The following is a 20,994-nucleotide window of genomic DNA, read 5'->3' on the forward strand; positions in this document are numbered from 1 at the left end:
TTAGACCACGAAAGCGGAATGACTTGTATTCTTGAAATTAAGCAACAAATTCAATATAAATCCGTTGTAGTATGAGAGAGGTGATATGATGTGACAAAAATGAGTAGTTGGATCTTAGTGTTGGTATTAGTGGTACCCATGATATTTGCTGGGTGTTCATTAACAGAAAAAAATGAAGAAATTGTGACTCAAAGTGTAGTAGCATCTGATTTTGTTCTTGAAGTAACAACGCCAACTATTATAGTTACTGGTGAAGCAATGAAAGTAAAAGGGACTCTTAAATATACGGGTATTAAACCTGTTGAAGTTTCCCATGGAAAACCAATCATTCGTTTTTACTTTTCGGGTAGTAACGAGGAGCGTAATTATAAGGATATGGCATATTTAACTGAGTTTAAGTCAGGTCAACTAGTTGAGGTTGAAGATGAATTTATAGTAACAAAAAAAGGGAAACAAAATCTCTTTGTAAATATTTCAGGGGATATCTCATTAACAATGAATCCAATTGAAATTCTTGTTAAATAATCTTAGTTGAATTCGACTAACGGGCAGGTTAACTTAGTGTCATTTTGTGAAATACAGATGTAACTTTCATTGATTTGATAGTGTTATTAATAACAAGGAATGTCCTAAAGGTTCAAGAATAACTATTAAAAGAATACGAGGGATAAAGTTGTGAAAAAAAAGGGGCTTTTTTTTGCTGTTTTATTATTATCTTTAACAACAGCGACGTTAACTGCCTGTGATTCAACAAGTTCAACTCAAGAGAATACCTCTACTCCAAAGTCTGGTGTATTATCAAGCAAGTCCACAAGTACAACCCTTACTAATTCTTTAAGTGAAGAAGAGGATAAACCCTCGCACTATATTGCTTCTGGAGGCGCAACGGTACAGCAACCCTTTTCAATAAATCCGGAATTTGTACATATAAAACTTCTAATGAAGAACAATAGTAGCCATGAAGTCAATGTTAGTTTAACACATTTAGATACTAGTACAGTGTATTTCGCTAGAACGATTGCTGCCGGGGAATCTCTGGATTGGATAAATATTAATGAAGGTTTCACGCAAGGAATGCGTACTGGAGGCTACTTGCTTCAATGGAGTGGTGGCGGTTATAACGTTGATGGGGAAGTATGGGGAGCAGCTGGTTCAGACCCGGACGATACTGCGCCTCTATCTTATTGAACTAACGGGCAGGTTAGTTTTAATTTGAGGTATCGCTACACGGAATCAATAGAACGAGTTATGTGGTAAAATATAGGAGGAGTACTATTCGAAAAATGAGGAGGCAACAAATACATAATGGTCAATGACCTATACCGAAAAATTGGTCCCTTGTTTATAAAGAAAAATCTAGTTCAGTTAGCATTTCAGTTTTTTATTTCTGCGTTAATCGGAGTTATATATACATTTATGATCATTGATGAAACAATAGGTGGCTATATTAATAAAGTATTTCCCAGTAAGGATGGACCGGATTTTTATCATTATCTGCCCATTGTGATCACTGTGTTAATTTACTCGTGTTTCATTCAAAGAAAAGAAAGAATTTTTATAGAAAAAATTTCATTCAGTTGTCTTCATATTTTGATTGCAATACTAAGCTTTATTTCTTCTCTTATCGTTATAATGATGGTTCAATTCCCATTGATGAATTAATACATCATTACGCTTACGGGAAAGGGTAGTTGAATAAAAACAAGAAAGCAGCCGATTTATGTTGAACTGTACCTCCAATTGCCAGATGATATCTACCTATTGGGTTGCAGTTCATGTGTTTGGCTGCTTTTATTCAGCTAACGGGCAGGTTAGTGTAATTCTTACGTCGAATAAATCTACTATTTGAGCGGGCACTTATACTAAAGGGCAGAATACCACGAAGCTTAGGAGGAATAGGAAGATGATTCGGGGTGTAATTATTGAAGGGATGTCTACTGTAGGAAAAACATCATTATTTTCTGCTATAAAGAGATTACATAGTCAAACACCGAATAATGAAAAAACTATAATTGCAATAAGTGAACACTACTCACAAGTATTGCATTCACACCAAGGTGTTTTAAGATCCATGGATAAGGATGAACATATTTCACTTCTAAGTCGACATGTTGATTATCTTGAACAACAATACGATTGGATTAACTCTCTTGGTCATTCCAAACCATCCAAAGGTATATTTTTTCTTTTAGAGAGGTTTCATGTAAATCATAGAGCCGCATTTAAAGCCTCTCCTGAGATTGAGTTGCTTGAGAAACGTCTATCCATTATGAATGCACATTGTGTACTCTTAACCTTGACCCCGGATGCTGTTGAGTCTAGGTATATTGATAGTCGCGGTGAAGCTTGGAAGTCATATGTTATGGGGGATTCTAGTACTCCCCAAGTATGTGAAACGTTTTTAGATAATCAAGAAAATCTTCGAATGGCTACGAAACAATCATTGATTCCAACTATAGAGATTAACACAGATAAAGCGGATTGGGATGCTTATGCGAAACAAGTCCTTACGGATTTAGGTTAAACGATGGCGTTCAACCAAGACGCTATGGCATCCAGACAGAGATCAGTTAAATCGAATGAAAAGCTTCATTGATGAAACGAGCGGAAGACAACATGTTTAAGTAATCGATGAGACCAGGTGGGGATTTCGAAATGAAGACAATTAAGTGTATGATGGAACACCTGTACTGGGCAGACGGACGTATCCTGGACGTGCTCGAAGAGAGTGGGACGAAGAACAAGGACCTTCTGAAACTGGTTCGGCATGTTGCGTTCGCAGAACGAGTCTGGCTGTCCCGATTGCAGGGCAAGGGCAGCGCGCAATATTCGTTATGGGAAGAAGCGGAAGACCTGGCGGCGCTCCGGACGATGTTCGAAGAAAATGCAGAGCAATATCGCGTCTATATCGAAGGGCTTGAGGAATCTGAGTTGGACGAAATGATCGAATACGCGAATCAGAGTGGGGTTTCATTCCGAACATCCGTCCGGGACATCCTGTTGCAGGTTCTCTTACATGGGCAATATCACCGGGGACAGATCAATCGGGTACTTCGGATCGAATCGGCAGAGCCTGTCCAAGTAGATTACATCACATTCGCGAGGCTCTAACGGGCAGGATAGCGTGGTGTATGGAGGACTGAATATTCATAGATAGGTTTCTTAATAAGAGGAAAAGAAACCTATCCCAGGGATAACCGAATGAAAATTAAGAAAAAAGAGATTTCAATTAATCATTAAACTCTACAAACACATGCATATACTTATCTAATCCTGGAAGACCGGTCGTTTCTTTGATATCCAAAAATTTAAGTTTTTCTTCCCAGTCCACTCTTTCTTGGTCGGACTCATCAGCAGCTACTTCAAAAATATATGCTAAGACAAATGCATCAATACTTGAGACTCCATTTTTTAATTGTACCCACTCTCGAGGGAGAACAACTTGATTTTTACCCGCTGTGATTTCTTTGCCAGAGAAATTAAGAATCAGTTCTTGGCCTTGATTTTTAACCGTAGTAATTTTTTTCTTTCCGTCCCAATTAAACGTTGCTCCAGATTGTTTAAAAACATCCTTCATAGGAACATAAGTGGAGTTATACGTCGTTCTAGTCAACTTGTGGTCCTTTGTGATATTTAGTTCTATCTTTTTTAATGAAGGATTATATGTATACGCTGCACGTTCCTTAAAAGGTAGATCCTTTAAAGGTTGGTCCGTAGCAGATGCAACCGACACTACACCCACAACTAAAGTTGACATCAACAATAGAGAAACTAATCGCTTCATCTTGATTCCTCCTTAAGTATTGTTATTCACGTAACATAAACGCTACAAGACAGGAAAATGTTTCCTTTAAAATCCATTTGTATGAAAAGGGAGGTTAGGCATGGAAATTAAGATACGAGAAATTGTAGCGAATGATTATACTGAAGTTGTTTTTTTATGGAACGATGTGCTTGAGATTCGCAATGTTGATGATGAAAACTTCCGGGTTACTATAGAAAAAATGAATGAGGATGGGAATTACAAAACATTTGTTGCATTGTTTGAAAATGATGTGGTTGGTTTTGTAACTATAGTTCAGGCATTGTCCATAGGGGTTTCGATTGGTTATTTACATATACAAGCTCTGGCCGTTAAAAAGGAATTTCAGCATCGTGGGGTAGGTACACAACTATTAAGACACACTGAAAATTATGCTAAAGAACTCGGAATATCTAGTATTATTTTATGCAGCGGATTCAAGCGAACCGACGCCCATGCTTTCTATGAGCATAATGGCTATGACAAAGATTCATACTGCTTTGATAAGCTTATTAACCTTGGCTAGTAAGTAATAATTGAATCAAACTAATCAATATTTCCTTTACTTGAGAGGGGATTGAGACGTATAATCCGTTCAGACATCAGAGCAAGAAGAGGGGAAAAATGATTATGAATAACGGGTTAGTCAACGCTATTATTGCGTATATCATGTGGGGGGTTCTCCCGCTTTATTGGAAGTTGTTTAGCGAAGTTCCGGCAGGCGAGATTCTGTCGCATCGTGTTGTATGGTCATTCGTTTTTATGGGTATTCTGGTCGCTGCCCAGCGCCGCTGGGGTGACATAAAGCGGATTGCAACTAACCGCTCGCTTCTTCTGTCCCTCACCGCCAGTGGAATGCTGATTGCAGTTAATTGGCTTATCTTCATCTGGGCGGTCAACAACGGCCATGTCGTAGAGACAAGCCTTGGCTATTATTTGAATCCGTTGCTGAACGTCCTGTTAGCGGTTCTCTTCCTTCGTGAGAAGCCAAACCGCGGCCAATGGCTTGCGATTGCCATCGCTGGCGCAGCGGTGCTTATCATCGCGATTGACTATGGACGGTTTCCGTGGGTCGCGATCTCGCTGGCTGCGTCATTTGGTTTGTACGGCCTGGCGAAGAAAAAGATCAAGCAAGACGCTTCTATAGGTTTATTCTCGGAGACGGCTGTAGTCCTGCCTGTCGCGCTCGGCTACTGGATCTATTTGGCCGTTGTGGGGAAAACGACGGCATGGACGCTGCCTGCACCGACGTTCATTGAATTGCTTCTTTCCGGTGTGGTCACGGCGCTGCCGCTGCTCTTTTTTGCGCGAGCAGCCGCCCGGATGTCGCTGTCAACGCTCGGCTTCGTTCAATATATCGGGCCGACGATCATGTTGTTACTGAGCATATTCGTATTCAAGGAATCGGTCTCGCCGGTTCTGCTCGTTGGCTTTGCGCTCATCTGGACAGCGCTCGTCGTCTACGCTACAGCATCGATTCGCGGCGCGAAACTCGCGAAGGCGAGCTGATGGCACAGGACCCCGGTATTATCAAAATGGCTCTTTCCGTCCAATAAGGCGGAAAGAGCCATTTTTTGTTTGTGGTGTTATCTGACACTTCGAACAAGAGCCGAAAGGCACTTATAAGTTGATAAGAAAGATTTTTAATCCTCTGAAAAAGCTTCCATTTATAGTATGATAAGACTATCGCTAGCTTCTTCAAACATGGCCTGTATTATCTCTGCGGCTATCGGGCAAAGGCCATATCGAATGATCACGAAGACCATCCTATAGATAAAGATAAGGAGACCAAATATGACCGTAACTTCGATTATCGAACAAATCCGTATTATCGAATACGATCCCTCCTACGCTGCCGCAGTCGCTGATATGTGGAACCGCAGTAACGAAAGTTGGGGAGGTGGCACCAACCAGAGAACGGAGGATACCGTTCGCCGGGAGATGGAGACTTCGTCCAATCTTCATGTATTTCTGGCCGTTCATGAGAAAGAGGTTGTTGGCTTCTGTAGTTTTGCCCACTACCGCTATGACGAGAATGCCCTTTATGTACCGCTGTTGAATGTGCGCCCCGATTATCACGGCTACAAGGTCGGACGTAATCTGATCCTGAATGCCGTTCGCAAGACCGTGGAAGCGGGATGGCCTCGCCTGGATCTGTTTACATGGGCAGGTAACACCAAGGCTGTACCGATGTACAAGAAATGCGGGTTCTTCTGGGAGAAAAAGGATGAAAATGTGCATCTGATGAACTTCATCCCGACCATCTTGCAGACGGAAGCACTTGCTCCTTATTTTGAGGACCTGGATTGGTACGCAGATAGCACCCGTGAACTCGTCATCGAGCCGGATGGCCGACGGGAGCGTGGTTTCGATTTCTTTGATTATTCTTGGAAAAAGGGAGATATCTCCTTGCGAGCCGAATTCGAGAAATCGGGTCGCGGGCTGACAGCTCTCGAAACACCGGAGTACGAAATTACCACAGAGATCGACGATCATGATCTCGTATTTGGTTCCACATACAAGGTTCGCTACCGAATCACGAACCGCTCAGCATCCGAGCTGAAGTTCGAGATCAAGGGTCAGGACAACAAAAATATTCGTTTTGCGCTGGACGTTGCAAGAGCGGTTGCTCCGGGAGAAACGGTAATCGTGGAGGGCGAATTCCACCTTGATCCGGTTCAAGAGGAGCAAAGTCAGAATAAGACCCATCCCGTTGTAACAAGCACATGGCTGATTGGTGGCAGAAAAGCCGAGTTTCGTATGGGCGTTGCCCCGAAATTCCCGGCCAAGATCAACACGGCGTTGCCCGTGAAAGAGCTCTATACAGGCATTCCTGCTGAGCTATACCTGAACGTGGAGAATAATTTTGATGCCGAAGCGGAGTTCACTTTTGACTTGCCAGAAGAAGAATTCCTGGAGTGGGCAGAACGTTCGGTGAGCCTTACGGTCCCTGCAAAAGGCAAAGCATCTGCACCGGTAGCTTTCACCTTGCGTTCGTATGGTCTCTATTCGCGGGAAGTAGAGGTAACAGCTGTTCCGACGGATAGACAAGAGGTATCTTTTACAACCAAGCTGTCTGTTCTAATGAAGGGAACACAAGGACGTTACGGTGGGGAAAACGGGGAACAGTGGGTGGCCGTGAACGGTGCATTCTCCCTCCATATGAGCAAGCAAGAGAACAACATGTGGATTGAATATCCTGGCTCCGTCCACACGTTCTGGTGGACCTATCCGAAGCTGGGTAAGCCATTTGCAGAAGAGTTTTCCAAGAAACAAGCCAAGGAAGTCAACATCTATCCGGAGGGAGAAAACCAGGTTCTCGAAGCACTGTATGAATCGGAAGATTTCCCTGGTATAGAGATCAAGTCCGTGGTCAAACTGTCTGCTAACGGAATTGCGGAGTTTTACCACGAAATTGGGAATACTCGCAGCGCAGAGCTGGAAGAGAATATGTTCTTGATGACGAACTTTGGTTTCTTCGGCAACCGGCTTATTCTCCCGTACCAAGGCCGTTATGTAGACATGGGCGATGCGTACTCTGGCGATCCGAGCCACTGGGACAGCGCCCAAATTACAGAGAACTGGCTGTTCTGCAAGGAAGAGTATGGTGCTTGCGGTATCTATTGGGACCCTTCGCTGAAGCTGCTTCGTCCGGAACACACGCTGGGGTTACAGCATGAGCTAGGCCGGATTCCAGCAGGAGCCGTTGTGCAAACAAAGGCGACCGTATTTGCTCTGAATACCTTTGCCAAATGGCAGGATTTCCGATCATTCGCTCAAAAACGGCATAGCCCGGTTGTACCGAAGCTGGACAACCATCTTGAGCTGGCATTGGGTGGTGGCAATCCGTTTGCCCAGGATGTGCTGACAGCAGAACTGATTGAACGGAAGATGGTCCCGCTCGCTGGAAACCTGGAACTGTACGTGCAGAATGGTGGCACACCAGAGCATTTAGCTGCTGATATGGAATTAAATCGAGAGCAGGATCTGCGCTCTGCTAAATTGCAGTTCTCCCCTGCGGAAAAGGATGAGACAGGAGAGAGCGAATTTGGCTGGAAGGTTCGGGCCGTATATCGAGGCGAGGATCGGATTCATGAACGTACAGCCCTCTGGTATCCGCAGACAGGAACAGCCGTTGATTGCGTGATTGAAGAAGGTCCAGCAGGTCCTGTGTACACGGTGAGCAACGGAGTTCTTTCGATGGCAGCTGCCCCTGGTTTCGGAAGTGTCGTGCATTCCTTGAAGTACCAGGGTGAAGAATGGCTGGACAGCACGTATCCGGAAGCAGCCCCGCGTTCCTGGTGGAATCCATGGTACGGTGGACTGGGTGTAGGTATCCCTGGTATGAACGGTTTCAGCCGTCAGTTGGAACAAAGAAGCGCGGCTTGGACGGAGCGGAAGGATGAATTCGGTAACGTCTGGAAAGGAATTCAGATCACAACCCGCATCGAGAAGCATGAAGCGAATCGGGGAATCACGGTACAGCAGCATTACCTCATGCTGCCCGGCGTTCCAGTTCTCTGTGAGTTGCACTCGGTTAAGAATGAAAGCGGATTGGCGCTGGATTACTCGCTAGCCGAGGAACATTTCTTCAAACCATCGCCAGTCTTTGCTGATGGTTGGCTGGAACATCCTGAGCAAGGGCGGTACCCTCTCGGAAAGGTAGACGGATATCTTCAGTCCAAGGGTTTCTTGCGAATGGGAGCAGTTTCGCGTAAAGACATGATGCATGCAGTGAATCGTTACCCTAATCAGAATGCTGCGGGGGTTGTGAACAATGTGGTGCTTGGTCACAATGTGTATCACAATCTGCCACTGCTGAACGGGGAGACGGTCTGGACAGAGCCGACCTATCTGATTTTGGGGCAAACTCCTCTGAATCCAGAGGATGTACGTGGCCTTCTGCAGCTAAACTTTGCAACTTCAAAAGGTGAAAAGGAGGCTTAACATGCCGATTATTGATATTCACATTCATCTGTCGGACATCGACAGCTTTCATCGAACGGCGATAGATTTATCGAAAGTGGATTATTCTGCCGCTGGCCTCAAGGCGGAGTTTGATAAGAACGACGTGATTCTTGGCATCGGAATGGGGGTTACGGAGCAGACGAAGGGAGCATTCCCGGATTCCAGTTCTCCCAACCCGATGGGACTTGATTTGGAAGAAACGGTCCCTTCATTCCTCATGGAATGCGTCGGCATTAATCCAAACCACCTAGGTGGTGAAAACGCTCAGGACGAGCTGGACCGGATTGAAGCACGATTGCAAGCTCCTGAGGTAGCCGGAATTAAACTATATGCGGGGTACTATCATCACTACGTGTATGACAAAATCTACACACCGGTCTATGAACTGGCAGCAAAGTATAACGTGCCGGTGGTCATTCATACGGGGGATACATACTCGATGAATGGATTGCTCAAATATGCACATCCGCTGACCGTGGACGAATTAGCTTTTCAACAGCGCGGTGTGAATTTTATGATCTGTCATTTGGGTGATCCTTGGGTGATGGATGCCGCTGAAGTCGTGGCGAAGAATCCGAACGTTTACGCAGATTTGTCAGGCCTTGTTGTCGGTGATCGGCCCCATTTTGAACGGTTTATGAGCGAACCCTTGTTCATGGATCATTTCCGCCGGGCACTGGTGTATTCGGATCATTACGAGAAAATGCTGTTCGGAACCGACTGGCCGCTCGCGCCGATCGATCTGTATGCAGAATTCGTCCGTCGACTTGTGCCGGAGCAGCATCATGAGAAGGTATTCTACGAGAATGCTTTTGGTTTATTTCCGCGCATTAAACAGCGAATTGCAGATCTGGGTTAAGCACCAGTTCATAATTGTTTGTGAAAAATGTAAGCCATGTAGGTCGTGGAAGCATACGATGTTCATGCTGAATCTTTATCATGTAAGCTCCTGTCACTTCTGGTGGCAGGGGCTTTTTTTCGGCAAAACAGTGAATTCATCTTATGCTTAACCTGGAATAAGGAGGGGATTAGGAGAACAAAGGTTGAGTTACCATCTTCATATACTTTTTTAAGTCGTCTTTTGCATATGAGTGTTGTTCCCATACCCCAAGGTTCCAACTCATATAGCGGATGCCAAGGTATCGGGATGCCCGGGAGAAATACTTTTCGAATTGATCTTGTGGAATATCATATCCGTGGGAACTCAGGGCCTCCCGATAGATGTCTACTTGTCTCATATGGCTACAGCGTAGAGGAATATCGAAGAACAAGGAGCCGTACCTTGCTTCCTCCCAATCAATAAAATAGACATCCTCATTGTTATGTACCAGTACGTTTCCGGGATTCAGATCATTATGGATCATCGTATGCATATGTTCATCTCTGATCAGAACTTCAAGATCATCTACGATGGTACTGGCTAGAGCTTCAATTTCCGATATGATTGGTAATCCAAATTCCGCAATGAATGCTGGGTTCTCTATGGCGGCGTTCCACGAAGGTCTCCAACGATTTTCCATCATGCCGATGATATGATTCCGATCCACAGTGGGTATCCAGGGCATTTCTTTTTTTAACCCCATATTCGTTCCATGTATGTAAGCCAGCGCTCGTAATTCTTTATTCTGGAGCAGATCCATATCCAGATGGCTATAATCGGTTTGGTAGTCCACATCCTGAATGCAGATCAAGCTGCGATCTTCAGTATGAGGCTCACTTGTTAGACTAAATGGCACATTCGCGCCTTGTGAAAATAATCTGGTCAATGCAGAGCGTTCAATGAACGTGGCTTTCTTCGTAATGACAGAAATGTCCTTTTGCACTCCATTGACTAGGAATTCAATATGATGTCGAAGCAATTCCACGGCCTGAAGTCCCAATTGGATAGGGTTACTTTCCATGCTTAGGATGTGAGCATCCGATGAGACATACTGATTAATGGTTTGCTCTATTAATGCTTGTACTGTGATAGATTTCTTACTCATCTGATCGCTCCTTCCTTCCTGCCTATTCGTTAAGTTGCTTACCAAGCTTCGCTGTAATTACAAATGGCACAAGCACCTTATTGGTGAGCGAGCCCACTCGACAAGAGCGTGCCTGTGTTTCTCAGCAACGTCTCTATTTTGCTATTGTTTTTGTAAAAAACCTAATTACGGAATGTCTATGGATTCGATAGAAGCATAAAATTATTAATGAAGCCCTCTTTTTGAAGAAATATGGCTTCCACTTGTTGCGTTTTCAAATCATAGAAATAAATTCCTCGTTCCTGATTCACGTTTGCTTTTGTATTTTCTCCGAGGAAATAGAAACCCTGCCCGTCTTTGGACAAAAACAATCCACTCCTCGCTTTAATGGGAAGATCAATTTCGTTTCTTTCTCCTGTTTTAATATTAACCATACTATATTTAATTGGATTCTTGTTGATATGTTTTGCAGTGGCAATAAGAATTTGGTCTCCCCTTGTTGATAAAGTTAAAATTTGTTCCTCCTCTAGTTCAATAACCTTGCGTGTCTGTTTAGAGATTGGATCTATCTCAATGATCGTATGGTTTGGAGGAACCATCGGTGTTTGCGTTTTATTGGACTCCTCCATATGATTATATTGCTCCTCTTCAGAATATTGGATGGCATAGGATTTTCTTGTTTCTGGATCATAAGAAATATCCCATGTTGTTGTATCCGAATCATTTTCATTCAATATGGTCATGTCTTGAGTTTCTTTATCATAGAACATAACTTTGACAGGCCGTTCTCCCTTCTTAACAGCAGCCATAACCAAAGTATGATCAACGGTATCTGGAATAATTGAATTAATTGCAAATAAGCCTGAGCTTAATTGTTGAGTCGTTTGTGCCTGAATATCATAGGAATACAACTCGTCACTCTTATCTTTTCCAACTCCTGAATAATAGATGGTGTCATTTGCTAAGGAAGCTACAGTTAAGGGATATTGTGAGGTATAAGGTAAATCAGATAGTTTAGTTAGAGCCTTCGTTTGGAGGTCGTATGTGTATACTCTCATGATCATACCATCATCGGTATCTGTTCCATTAACATATTCCGTGTTTGTAATTGAGAGATATTCATGTGCTTCTTCTTCTGGACCACACCCTGCAATGAAGAGAAGTAAAGTTATTACGACTGCAATAAATTGGTTGGGTAGGATCGTTCTTTTCATTATCTTTGCACCCTTTTCACTAAAAGAAACGATAGATGAATTCAAAGTGAATTATACCTTTATTTTACAAATGGAGTAAATGAAAAAAAATATAATACTAGTTACATATAGTTCTATTTTTATATAGATGAATATGAGTTTTAAATAAACATTTTCAGTTCAAACGTTGTTCCTGCTGAACAATTGATTGATATCTACCGATATAAAGTTAACCCATACAATATTGGACACAATCAAGGATGAAATGGAAGGTGGATTCATTTGGTATTCGCGAAGGCGAGAGAACGCGTGATCAACATGTCGTTCAGAGTCAAATTGCCGCTAATGATCAGTTTACTGGTAACCCTCGTATTGGCGGTAACTGCGGTATTATCTTACACTGTAGCAGCAGTGATTACCCTCGACAAAAGCAAGGATGAGATTAAAGCAACCTCTGACCGGATTGGTGCGGGCTTGCTCACTTCACTAACGTTGGAAGAACAGTCCACGTTCCTGATTACAACACATGGCACATTTCAGGAATTGCTGGAGATTCGAAATAGCGAAGGACAGAATGATGATGTCTTTTTCTCGGAAAATAGTGAACTCGTGGATAAGTCCAATGGTATATTGGCGGACAGCCTCGCAGGGATGGAAGGCAACAGCAATATCATATTGCTGGACCGGAAAGGCATCGTCGTTGCAGCGAACGATCCTGAAGCCCTCGGGGGAGAACGTGCAGATCGAGCGTATTTTCAACAGGCGGTTCAAGGCCAGAATGTAATTAGTGAAGGGGTTATCTCCAAGTCACTGGGTACGCTGGGTACCGCTTTTGCAATGCCGATCTACGATGAAAACAAACAAGTGGAGGGTGTACTCGTATCTACCGCATCAACCTCGTTCTTCGTTGACCAGCTTCAGAACATCAACATTAATGAAGAGGGAAAAGTCATTATTCTGGACCGCGTGGGCACGGTAATGTTCAATTCGGCGGATGAGAAGATGGCGGGGCAGAAGCTTGAGTCTGGTGAATATCAGTCACTGATTGATCTGCCTTCTAATGAGCAACTGCAACAAGGTGATGTTAGCACAAAAGACAAAGTAATCTTTTATTCCAAAATTCCAAGATCAGATTGGACCATCATTGTTGAAGATAAACTAAGTGATGTGCAGAAGCCATTAGGGAAAATGGCGAAACAGATGTATATCGTCCTGTTCAGCGCAATTGCGGTGTCTATCATCGCAGGAATACTGATCTCCTTACTGGTTACCAAACCCATTACAAGGCTAACAGCATTGTTCCGACAACTTGCAGACGGGGATCTGACGGTGCAGGCTAAGGGCAAATATAGCGGAGAATTCAAACAACTGGTGGACAGCTTTAACACGATGGCGGCGGGCAACCAACAGCTGATTTCCAGCATGAATCATTCCATCAGCGTACTGAAAACAAGTACAACCGAACTGGATGTGTCCACCCAGCAGACCTCGACCTCCATTGCCGAAACCACGACAACGGCGTTTGAAATTTCACGAGCCATGGAGTCTCAGGCCAATGATACGGAAGCGATCGTGGATAAGTTCATGAACGTGGGCAATAAAATTGCGAAAGTCAATGAGATGTCGCAATCAGTGAAGCTCAAGGCAGACGAGATTACGGATGCATTCAAGAACAACCATGAGGTCATTGACGCGTTGATTGCGGTGAACGGACAGAACGAGGCCGAAGTAGCCAACATTTCCAAAATCACAGTGCAGCTCGCTGAAAGCTCCTCTGGCATTCACCAAATTACAGGTACGATAACCGAGATTGCGAATCAGACGAAGCTGCTTGCACTCAATGCCTCTATTGAAGCCGCTAGGGCAGGCGAGCATGGGCGTGGCTTCGCCGTCGTTGCATCGGAGATCCGCAAACTGGCGGAGCAGACCACAGCCCAGTCGGAGGATATCAGCCGGATTGTGATGCAGACGATTGATCATGTCGAGCAGAATAACCGGAGCGTACAAGCCATTGAGGCGATTGCAGAACAGCATAAGAGCAGTGTAGGCCAGACCAAGGAAACGTTCAATTTTGTCACCCAAAATATGAATGAAATGATGGACCAGGTTCAGGCCATTGCCTCTGAGATTGAATCCATTGAACGGGATAAGGATGACGTCATTGGAGCTGCTCAGAACTTATCTGCTTCGGGTGAAGAAGTGTCTGCATCCGTGGAGGAAGTAACCGCGACGATGGAGGAACAGTCAGGTATGACCGAGCATCTGTCAGAGATGGTACAGACCATCGATGGATTGACCAAACAGCTTGCCGAAGCATCATCCCGGTTCAAAACAAAGTAAATAAGCGCATGAGGTCATTTGACGAGATCCGGTATACTGCGATTGGGCCAAGAGATAACTTTCCAGTCGCACAACTGGTGCAGGCCATACAAAAACAAACAAAGAAAAAACCTCCCAGCCCGTTAAGTTTAAAGGGTTGGGAGGTTTTTTCGTAGGTCCATATTTTCTAACTTTTATCGTACGAACCAACTGAGCGGCTGCGGCGAAGTGTCTGCGGAATCCCGAAGATCATGGGCCTTAACATGATTGCCATATATCATGGAATCACTGCTCAATCGGTAGGAAGGGAAACTGTTCTCTGATTGCAGGCGAAGGCAAGGCTCGAAATAGATCTGTTGCTGTTTGTTGATAAGGAAAGGAAGCGAATCGGATTCAATCCGAATGTCATCACTGTCCGGCTCGTTAACGATCAGAAGCACAGCAGTACCATCACATCCGCATCCATCGGTGTCATAAAACAGCTTGAAATAGCCCGGCCGATCTCCCAGCATCGCGTTAAGTCTTGATTCTGCCAGCGGACTGACCTGAATGATCATAACGTCGTTCACACTCCTCTAATCACCTTATGAATTCGCTTACAATCTAATATATGGAACAATGGTGTGAAATAGAAGGGAAAGCAGGCTGAATCCGATGAAAATTACAAGTTTGGTGGATCATCCGATCGAATGGTTCAATTACTTGAATATCATCGGTGGAGATGCTGTGATGGATCCTCGGAATGAAACCCATTTCATCCCGATTCCTTATCTGGTATGATAAGCAGGAATATTAGAGAAAAAGGATGGTTCCACATATGACACCGATTACCATATATGACATCGCCAAAGAAGCGAACGTATCCGTATCCACGGTCTCCCGTGTGCTGAATGATACGGCACCTGTGCGTGCAAGCACAAGGGAGAAGATCATGTCCATCATTGAAAAGCACCAGTTCCAACCCAACGCGCAGGCGCGCAGTCTGATCAAGAAAGAGACGGGAACCATTGCGATCATCCTGCCAGACATTACGAATCCGTTCTTCCCGGAAGTGTTCTGGGGGGCTGAGAACGAGGCACGTGGATTGGGGTATACGTTCTTCCTGTGCAATACGGCCGGGGATTACAGCCGGGAGTCCGAGTATTTGTCCATTTTGCGCGAGAAGCGGGTAGATGGCATTATTTTTCTCGGTGGACGAATCAACATGCAGGTCTGTCCGGATGAGATGGCTCAGGAATTGATTGATATGGGCAAACGTATGCCGATTGTGCTGGTTAATGGCAATATTGCCAAAGGCGGATTCCATCGGGTGTATACGGATGAAGGGGCAGGGGCTGTTTTGGCTGCTGAACATTTACTAGAACTGGGACATCGGGATATTGCTTTTGTAGGCGGTTTGAAGGAGTTGTCCACCACGATGGTTAAGGTCAAGGCCATTCAGAAAAAACTGCGTGAGCATGGACTCGAAATTCCGAAAGAGCGTCAACTGCTTGGAAGCTTCTCCATTGAAGATGGCAAACGGGAGATGTCTAAGCTGCTGGACCGTGGAAACCCTCCAACTGCGGTGATCTGCGTGAACGACTACACGGCGATTGGTGCGATTAAGGCGACCATTGAGCATGGCTTATCGATTCCAAAGGACATTTCCATTGTCGGTTTTGATGATACGCCGCTCGCCAGTGCCGTTATACCGGAACTGACGACTGTGTCCCAGAATACGTATCAGCTGGGCAAGCTGGCCGTGGACAAGCTGCATGAACTGATTAATCAGGCTAATCCGAAGAAACAGACCATTCTGCAACCAGAGCTTGTTGTCCGCCAAAGTACTGGACCCGCACCACGATAAATGGGGAATGTTTGAAAAAGAAAGCGTTGACATTCCTTCGGAGGGTGAAATATAATGAGGTCGTGAATGAAACCCCTTTCATAAACTGGAACGGGTTTTAATTTTAAACTTTATGAAACCCATTTCATGAAACGGGTTTCAGTTGTCTGATCTTCCATTCATATTTCAAGGGGGCGCACGGTATGAGAAAAAGTTTAAAGGTCATTTCGTTATTGATGCTGGTCATGGTAATGGGTCTGACAGCCTGTAGCAAGGATGACAGCGGTGCAGCTGGTGGCAAGGTCGATCTGAGCATGACGATCTGGGGCTCGGAGGACGAGAAGAAGATTTATCAGGAGAGGCTCGACATTGTGAAGCAGACCTATCCCGATATTAACGTGAAACTGAACGTCGTTGCCGGGGACTATGACCAAAAGGTTCAGACGATGATCGCCGGGGGAACCGCACCGGACATCATGATGATTGCCGAGAACTATCAGGCGTACGCCTCCAAAAACCAAATTGTTTCGCTGGATGATATGATCCAAGCCAACAATGTGAACATGTCAGAGCGCTATTCTGACGACATCGCCAGCCTGATGAAATTCGATGGGAAACAGTTCGGAATGCCTGACCGTGCAGGCGCGATGGTGCTCTTTTACAACAAAGATCTGTTCGACAAGGCCGGAGTGGAATATCCAACTAAGGAATGGACTCAGGAAGACCTGCTCGCTGCTGCTCAGAAGCTGACGGTGAAGGAGAATGGCAAAACAGTTCAATGGGGTTACTACCCAGGCAGCTGGTGGCCGCAATGGATGCAATTGATCTACCAAAACGGTGGTTCCCTGTTCGATGAGAGCGGCAAACCTACCTTCAATACCGAACCTGTACGTAAAGCACTGCAATTCATGAATGATTTGACCTTCACCCATGGTGTGGGACCAACCCCAACGGAGATTGCCGACATGGGAAATATCGGTGCTGACCCATTGTTCGCCCAAGGCAAGATTGCCATGGAGACGACGGGATTCTGGAATATTGGTTCACTTGCCAAGGTGGAAGGCATCAATTGGGACATTTCTCCGATATGGGGAGAGACTAATGCGTTCTTCAATGGCTTTACGATTACGAACGCGTCCAAACATAAGGAAGAGGCATTCAAAATCATAGAAGCGCTGACTACACCAGAAGCACAATTACCGATGATCAAAGCGGGTCAGGATGCTCCGGCAACGAAGGCAGGCCTATCCAGCGATGAGTTCCTGAATGCCGAATATGGCGGCAAGAAAATCAACATGGCTGCTTTCAGCGAGTCCACTATCTACGCCGAGCCATTCAATCCGCAATGGAATGAAATGATGAAGCTCATTAACGACAAGCTGGGTGTCTACTTCAACAATAAAGCTTCACTGGATGATACGGTGACCGAAATTCAGAGCGGACTGGAAAGAATCTATAAATAGAGGTTGTTCACATGCATAAATAGCATCGACAGGGGACAGACGGAATTCGGCATGAATGAATCCGGGTTTCGTCTGCTCGCTTCGTTATGGGAGGGCTTAACGTGAGAAAAAAGGACGGGAAATGGTTTTATATCTTCATCTCGCCTTGGCTGATTGGATTCCTTGGACTTACCCTGGGTCCGATCCTGTTTTCCATCTACATGAGCTTCACCAATTGGGATCTGTTCCAGTCTCCTGAATTCATCGGTATAGACAATTACAAAAACCTGTTGACCGATGACCCGATCTTCTGGAAATCCGTAGGCAATACCTTCTTCTACGCATTAATATCGATTCCGCTGGGCATGTCCATTTCGCTCTGGATTGCGTATTACCTCAACAAAAAAATCAAAGGTATTACCTTCTTCCGCATCCTGTTCTATCTGCCATCTGTGGTTCCGGTAGTTGCAAGCTCACTGCTCTTCATCCATCTGCTTGCACCAACGGAAGGCTTGATCAACCAGGCACTTGCCATCTTCGGCATTCAAGGTCCTGCCTGGCTGCTTGATCCGAACTGGGTTAAACCAGCCTTGATCCTCATGTCGCTATGGGGCGTCGGGGGTGGTGTGGTACTACTGCTGGCGGGTATGAAAGGTATTCCTCAGGAGCTGTACGAGGCCGCCGCCATTGATGGAGCGAAGAGCTCGCAATCGTTCTTCCACATTACATTTCCAATGCTGACTCCCGTCATCTTCTTCAATCTCGTCACCGGGATGATCGGGGCGCTTCAGACGTTCGCACAGGTATTCATCGTTACAGCGGGTGGACCGGATAATGCCAGCCAGATGGTTGTTCCTTACCTGTTCCAGAATGCGTTCCAGTTCTACAAAATGGGATATGCATCGGCCATTGCCTGGGTTCTGTTCATCATCATCATGGCGTTGACCCTGGTTGTGTTCCGTTCGTCGGCGCTATGGGTGCATTACGAGGAGGGAAAAGCAAATGAGTAATCCATCCACTGTGGAGAAAACGATATCTTACATTTTTCTGATTCTGGTCGGGGTGCTGCTTGCTTCCCCTTTCCTGTACATGATCTCCATCGCACTGGCGAGTGACGCTACAACCGTAAAATCAGCCTTTACCTTCATACCGCTCGAATTCCAATGGTCCAATTTCTATACGATCTTCACGAATAACAATCTGGGTACTTATCTGAAAAATTCAGTCATTATTACCGTCATTACCATTATCGGATCGGTGTTGTCAGCATCGGTCGTATCTTACGGCTTCGCTCGGATCAAGGCGAGAGGCAGTCGATTCCTGTTCATTGTACTGCTTAGTACGATGATGATTCCGGGCGAGGTGACGATGGTGCCGCAGTTCATCATCTTCCGTCATCTGGATTGGATCAATACATTCTATCCACTGATCGTGCCTAGTTTTTTCGCCGGAGCATTCAACGTATTTCTCATTCGGCAGTTCGTCATGAGCATACCGAAGTCGCTTGATGAAGCTGCCATGATTGACGGCATGGGACATCCGGGAATCTACTGGAAGATCATTATGCCACTCACCTATCCGATACTTGCCGCCATCGCCATTTTCTCGTTTTCCTATAACTGGGGGAACTTCATGGGGCCGCTCATTTACATCAATGATCCGGAGAAAATGCCACTGGCGCTCGGTGTTCAGCTTCTGACTACGGTCGGTGGTGGACAGATGCCGCCATGGAACCTCGTTATGATTGCTTCCCTGTTCCTGACCATTCCGATGGTATTGGTATATCTGTTCGGACAGCGTTATGTCTATGAAGCGAATATCAGTGGTGGCAGCAGCGGGATCAAGTAACGGGAGGTGAACGCAGTGTTGAAGCCAATGGTGAAAAGCAAGAGCCGTCTACATCGCACATGGATAAAGGGCTGCATGAATCATGAATAACAACAAGGACCCTTTCAACAATGACAACCATAATCATCACAAGCAGCGCAGGTGGCGCAGCCGGAGTTACATCCTGATGGGTGTGGCCCTGATCGCGCTCCTTGCAGGAGGAGGGATTATCATCAATCATTTTGCCAATGAATCATCCAAAACACTTACATTCCAAGGTGAGCCGATACGTCTGAAGCTGGAGCAATCCTATGATCATTTTGAAGGCTGGGGTACGTCGCTTGCGTGGTGGGCCAACGATCTTGGAGGATGGAAAAATCAAGCAAAGGTCAGTGAAGTCATGGATCTGGTGTTTGATGCAGAGAAAGGGCTAGGCCTGAACATTGTTCGCTATAATATTGGCGGTGAGGAGAACCCTGATATGAAGGCGCTTCGGCCCGGAGGAGATGTTCCCGGCTTCCAGCCTGAACCCGGCGTGTGGGACTGGGAGGCAGACGCAGGACAACGTGCCGTATTACAGGGATCTCTGGAACGTGGGGTCAACATTGCTGAAGCGTTCTCCAATTCACCACCTTACTGGATGACGATCAGTGGCTCGGTTACGGGTGCCGTGGATGGCAGCAACAATCTACGAGAGGATCAGTACGACGCGTTTGCCGATTATCTGACCGAAGTAGTGAAGCATTATCGCGATGAGTGGGGCATTACGTTCCGTACACTTGACCCACTTAATGAACCTTCCTCTGATTGGTGGAAGAAAGGCAACATGCAGGAAGGCAGTCATTTTACCAATGAGAAACAGGCCGAGATTATCAAGAAGGTTGCGGCATCGCTCAAAAGTAAAGGGCTGGATGGTACGCTCATCAGTGCTGCGGACGATAATAGCATTGACGAGACGGTGCACAATTTCAGCCTCTATGATCAGGATACGCTGGATGTGATCGACCAGATTAACACGCACTCCTATAATGGTAGCAAAATGGAAGAACTACGCACGCTGGCTGAACGGTATGGCAAGAAACTTTGGATGTCCGAGTATGGGACAGGTGGCAGTGAACCGCATAGTCATGAGGACATGACTTCCGTGCAGGAGCTCGCGGAGCGCATCATGTTCGATCTGAAAATCATGCAGCCTTCTGCCTGGGTGTATTGGCAGGCCGTTGAAGATGAAGGTGCCAACAATAACTGGGGTTTCATTCATGCCAATTTTAATGGCGAAGAGCAGTACGAGATGACAAAACAGTATTATGGCATGGCCCAGTTTACGAAATTCATCCGTCCAGGTGCAACGATTATTCCAACAGATGATGGGCGAACACTTGCCGCATATGATGCAGCTAATCAAAGGCTGGTGCTGGTGATTCGCAATGAGCTATCTGCCGGAACTACAGCATTTGAACTGGGGGCATTTGACTACAGCAATACTTCTACAGCTAAAGTTTATCAGACGTCACCGGATCGGAACATGGAGCAGCTTGAAAATGTTCCGGTATATACCAATGGACTGGAAGTCTCGACTGCGGACAATTCCATCACCACCGTTGTAGTGGAAGGTGTAACGTTGCAGGCGAACTGATGGCCTATTGAAATCGGA

General features: G+C 45.5%; 19 protein-coding genes. 15 read left to right on the forward strand and 4 right to left on the reverse strand.

Going from position 1 to position 20,994, the window contains the following annotated elements:
- Positions 1-90 precede the first annotated feature (90 nt).
- The 4 genes from CS562_RS15800 (at position 91) to CS562_RS15820 (ending at position 3,111) form a co-directional block, all read left to right on the forward strand.
- Positions 91-525 carry a hypothetical protein gene (locus CS562_RS15800; RefSeq protein ID WP_099857033.1) on the forward strand — a complete coding sequence of 145 codons (435 nt, stop codon included), beginning with the start codon at positions 91-93 and terminating at the stop codon, positions 523-525.
- A gap of 150 nt (positions 526-675) precedes the next feature.
- Positions 676-1,188, forward strand: a complete 513-nt coding sequence (locus CS562_RS15805) for a pilus assembly protein (RefSeq protein ID WP_099857035.1) — start codon at positions 676-678, stop codon at positions 1,186-1,188.
- 715 nt (positions 1,189-1,903) lie between these two features.
- On the forward strand, positions 1,904-2,524 hold the full coding sequence (locus CS562_RS15815) for a hypothetical protein (protein ID WP_099857039.1): 621 nt from the start codon (positions 1,904-1,906) through the stop codon (positions 2,522-2,524).
- 131 nt (positions 2,525-2,655) lie between these two features.
- Complete coding sequence (locus tag CS562_RS15820; RefSeq protein ID WP_099857041.1) at positions 2,656-3,111, forward strand: DinB family protein; 456 nt, start codon at positions 2,656-2,658, stop codon at positions 3,109-3,111.
- Between the two features lie 118 nt (positions 3,112-3,229).
- Here the strand turns inward: CS562_RS15820 and CS562_RS15825 are convergent, their stop codons facing one another.
- Positions 3,230-3,784 carry a stalk domain-containing protein gene (locus CS562_RS15825; protein WP_099857043.1) on the reverse strand — a complete coding sequence of 185 codons (555 nt, stop codon included), beginning with the start codon at positions 3,782-3,784 and terminating at the stop codon, positions 3,230-3,232.
- Between the two features lie 100 nt (positions 3,785-3,884).
- Here CS562_RS15825 and CS562_RS15830 point away from each other — a divergent pair, with 100 nt between their 5' ends.
- From CS562_RS15830 to CS562_RS15845, 4 genes are all read left to right on the forward strand, one after another.
- The gene (locus tag CS562_RS15830; RefSeq protein ID WP_076287906.1) at positions 3,885-4,328 is read left to right on the forward strand and encodes a GNAT family N-acetyltransferase; all 444 of its coding nucleotides are present in this window, start codon (positions 3,885-3,887) and stop codon (positions 4,326-4,328) included.
- Between the two features lie 104 nt (positions 4,329-4,432).
- Entirely contained in the window at positions 4,433-5,311 is an 879-nt protein-coding gene (gene rarD / locus CS562_RS15835) for an EamA family transporter RarD (RefSeq protein WP_072734803.1), read from the forward strand.
- A 285-nt stretch (positions 5,312-5,596) separates the two neighbouring features.
- A complete protein-coding gene (locus CS562_RS15840; protein ID WP_099857045.1) occupies positions 5,597-8,749 on the forward strand; it encodes a GNAT family N-acetyltransferase in 3,153 nt (1,050 codons plus the stop codon).
- Position 8,750: 1 nt separating this feature from the next.
- Complete coding sequence (locus tag CS562_RS15845) at positions 8,751-9,629, forward strand: amidohydrolase family protein (RefSeq protein ID WP_099857047.1); 879 nt, start codon at positions 8,751-8,753, stop codon at positions 9,627-9,629.
- Positions 9,630-9,798: 169 nt separating this feature from the next.
- Here the strand turns inward: CS562_RS15845 and CS562_RS15850 are convergent, their stop codons facing one another.
- Both CS562_RS15850 and CS562_RS33450 read right to left on the reverse strand, forming a co-directional pair.
- On the reverse strand, positions 9,799-10,755 hold the full coding sequence (locus CS562_RS15850) for a phosphotransferase family protein (RefSeq protein ID WP_099857049.1): 957 nt from the start codon (positions 10,753-10,755) through the stop codon (positions 9,799-9,801).
- A gap of 176 nt (positions 10,756-10,931) precedes the next feature.
- Positions 10,932-11,948, reverse strand: a complete 1,017-nt coding sequence (locus tag CS562_RS33450; RefSeq protein WP_257219501.1) for a DUF5050 domain-containing protein — start codon at positions 11,946-11,948, stop codon at positions 10,932-10,934.
- A gap of 261 nt (positions 11,949-12,209) precedes the next feature.
- On the opposite strand from CS562_RS33450, the gene CS562_RS15860 reads away from it, so the two are divergent.
- Entirely contained in the window at positions 12,210-14,267 is a 2,058-nt protein-coding gene (locus tag CS562_RS15860) for a methyl-accepting chemotaxis protein (protein ID WP_099857050.1), read from the forward strand.
- Positions 14,268-14,440: 173 nt separating this feature from the next.
- Here the strand turns inward: CS562_RS15860 and CS562_RS15865 are convergent, their stop codons facing one another.
- Entirely contained in the window at positions 14,441-14,815 is a 375-nt protein-coding gene (locus tag CS562_RS15865; protein WP_257219502.1) for an iron-sulfur cluster biosynthesis family protein, read from the reverse strand.
- Positions 14,816-14,900: 85 nt separating this feature from the next.
- Here CS562_RS15865 and CS562_RS33455 point away from each other — a divergent pair, with 85 nt between their 5' ends.
- The 6 genes from CS562_RS33455 (at position 14,901) to CS562_RS15890 (ending at position 20,976) form a co-directional block, all read left to right on the forward strand.
- Positions 14,901-15,026 (forward strand): hypothetical protein, encoded by a 126-nt coding sequence (locus tag CS562_RS33455; protein WP_257219503.1) that lies wholly within the window; start codon positions 14,901-14,903, stop codon positions 15,024-15,026.
- A gap of 37 nt (positions 15,027-15,063) precedes the next feature.
- Positions 15,064-16,092 (forward strand): LacI family DNA-binding transcriptional regulator, encoded by a 1,029-nt coding sequence (locus tag CS562_RS15870; RefSeq protein ID WP_076287911.1) that lies wholly within the window; start codon positions 15,064-15,066, stop codon positions 16,090-16,092.
- A 182-nt stretch (positions 16,093-16,274) separates the two neighbouring features.
- Positions 16,275-17,534 carry an ABC transporter substrate-binding protein gene (locus CS562_RS15875; RefSeq protein WP_099857054.1) on the forward strand — a complete coding sequence of 420 codons (1,260 nt, stop codon included), beginning with the start codon at positions 16,275-16,277 and terminating at the stop codon, positions 17,532-17,534.
- 101 nt (positions 17,535-17,635) lie between these two features.
- Positions 17,636-18,523 carry a carbohydrate ABC transporter permease gene (locus CS562_RS15880; RefSeq protein WP_063565348.1) on the forward strand — a complete coding sequence of 296 codons (888 nt, stop codon included), beginning with the start codon at positions 17,636-17,638 and terminating at the stop codon, positions 18,521-18,523.
- Positions 18,516-19,361 carry a carbohydrate ABC transporter permease gene (locus tag CS562_RS15885; protein WP_072734634.1) on the forward strand — a complete coding sequence of 282 codons (846 nt, stop codon included), beginning with the start codon at positions 18,516-18,518 and terminating at the stop codon, positions 19,359-19,361. The genes CS562_RS15880 and CS562_RS15885 overlap by 8 nt, the downstream gene beginning before the upstream one ends.
- Positions 19,362-19,443: 82 nt before the next feature.
- Positions 19,444-20,976, forward strand: a complete 1,533-nt coding sequence (locus tag CS562_RS15890) for a glycoside hydrolase family 30 protein (RefSeq protein WP_306554266.1) — start codon at positions 19,444-19,446, stop codon at positions 20,974-20,976.
- Positions 20,977-20,994: the final 18 nt, after the last annotated feature.

The organism is Paenibacillus sp. LK1, from assembly GCF_002750415.1.
GTDB classification, from domain to species: Bacteria; Bacillota; Bacilli; order Paenibacillales; family Paenibacillaceae; genus Paenibacillus; species Paenibacillus taichungensis.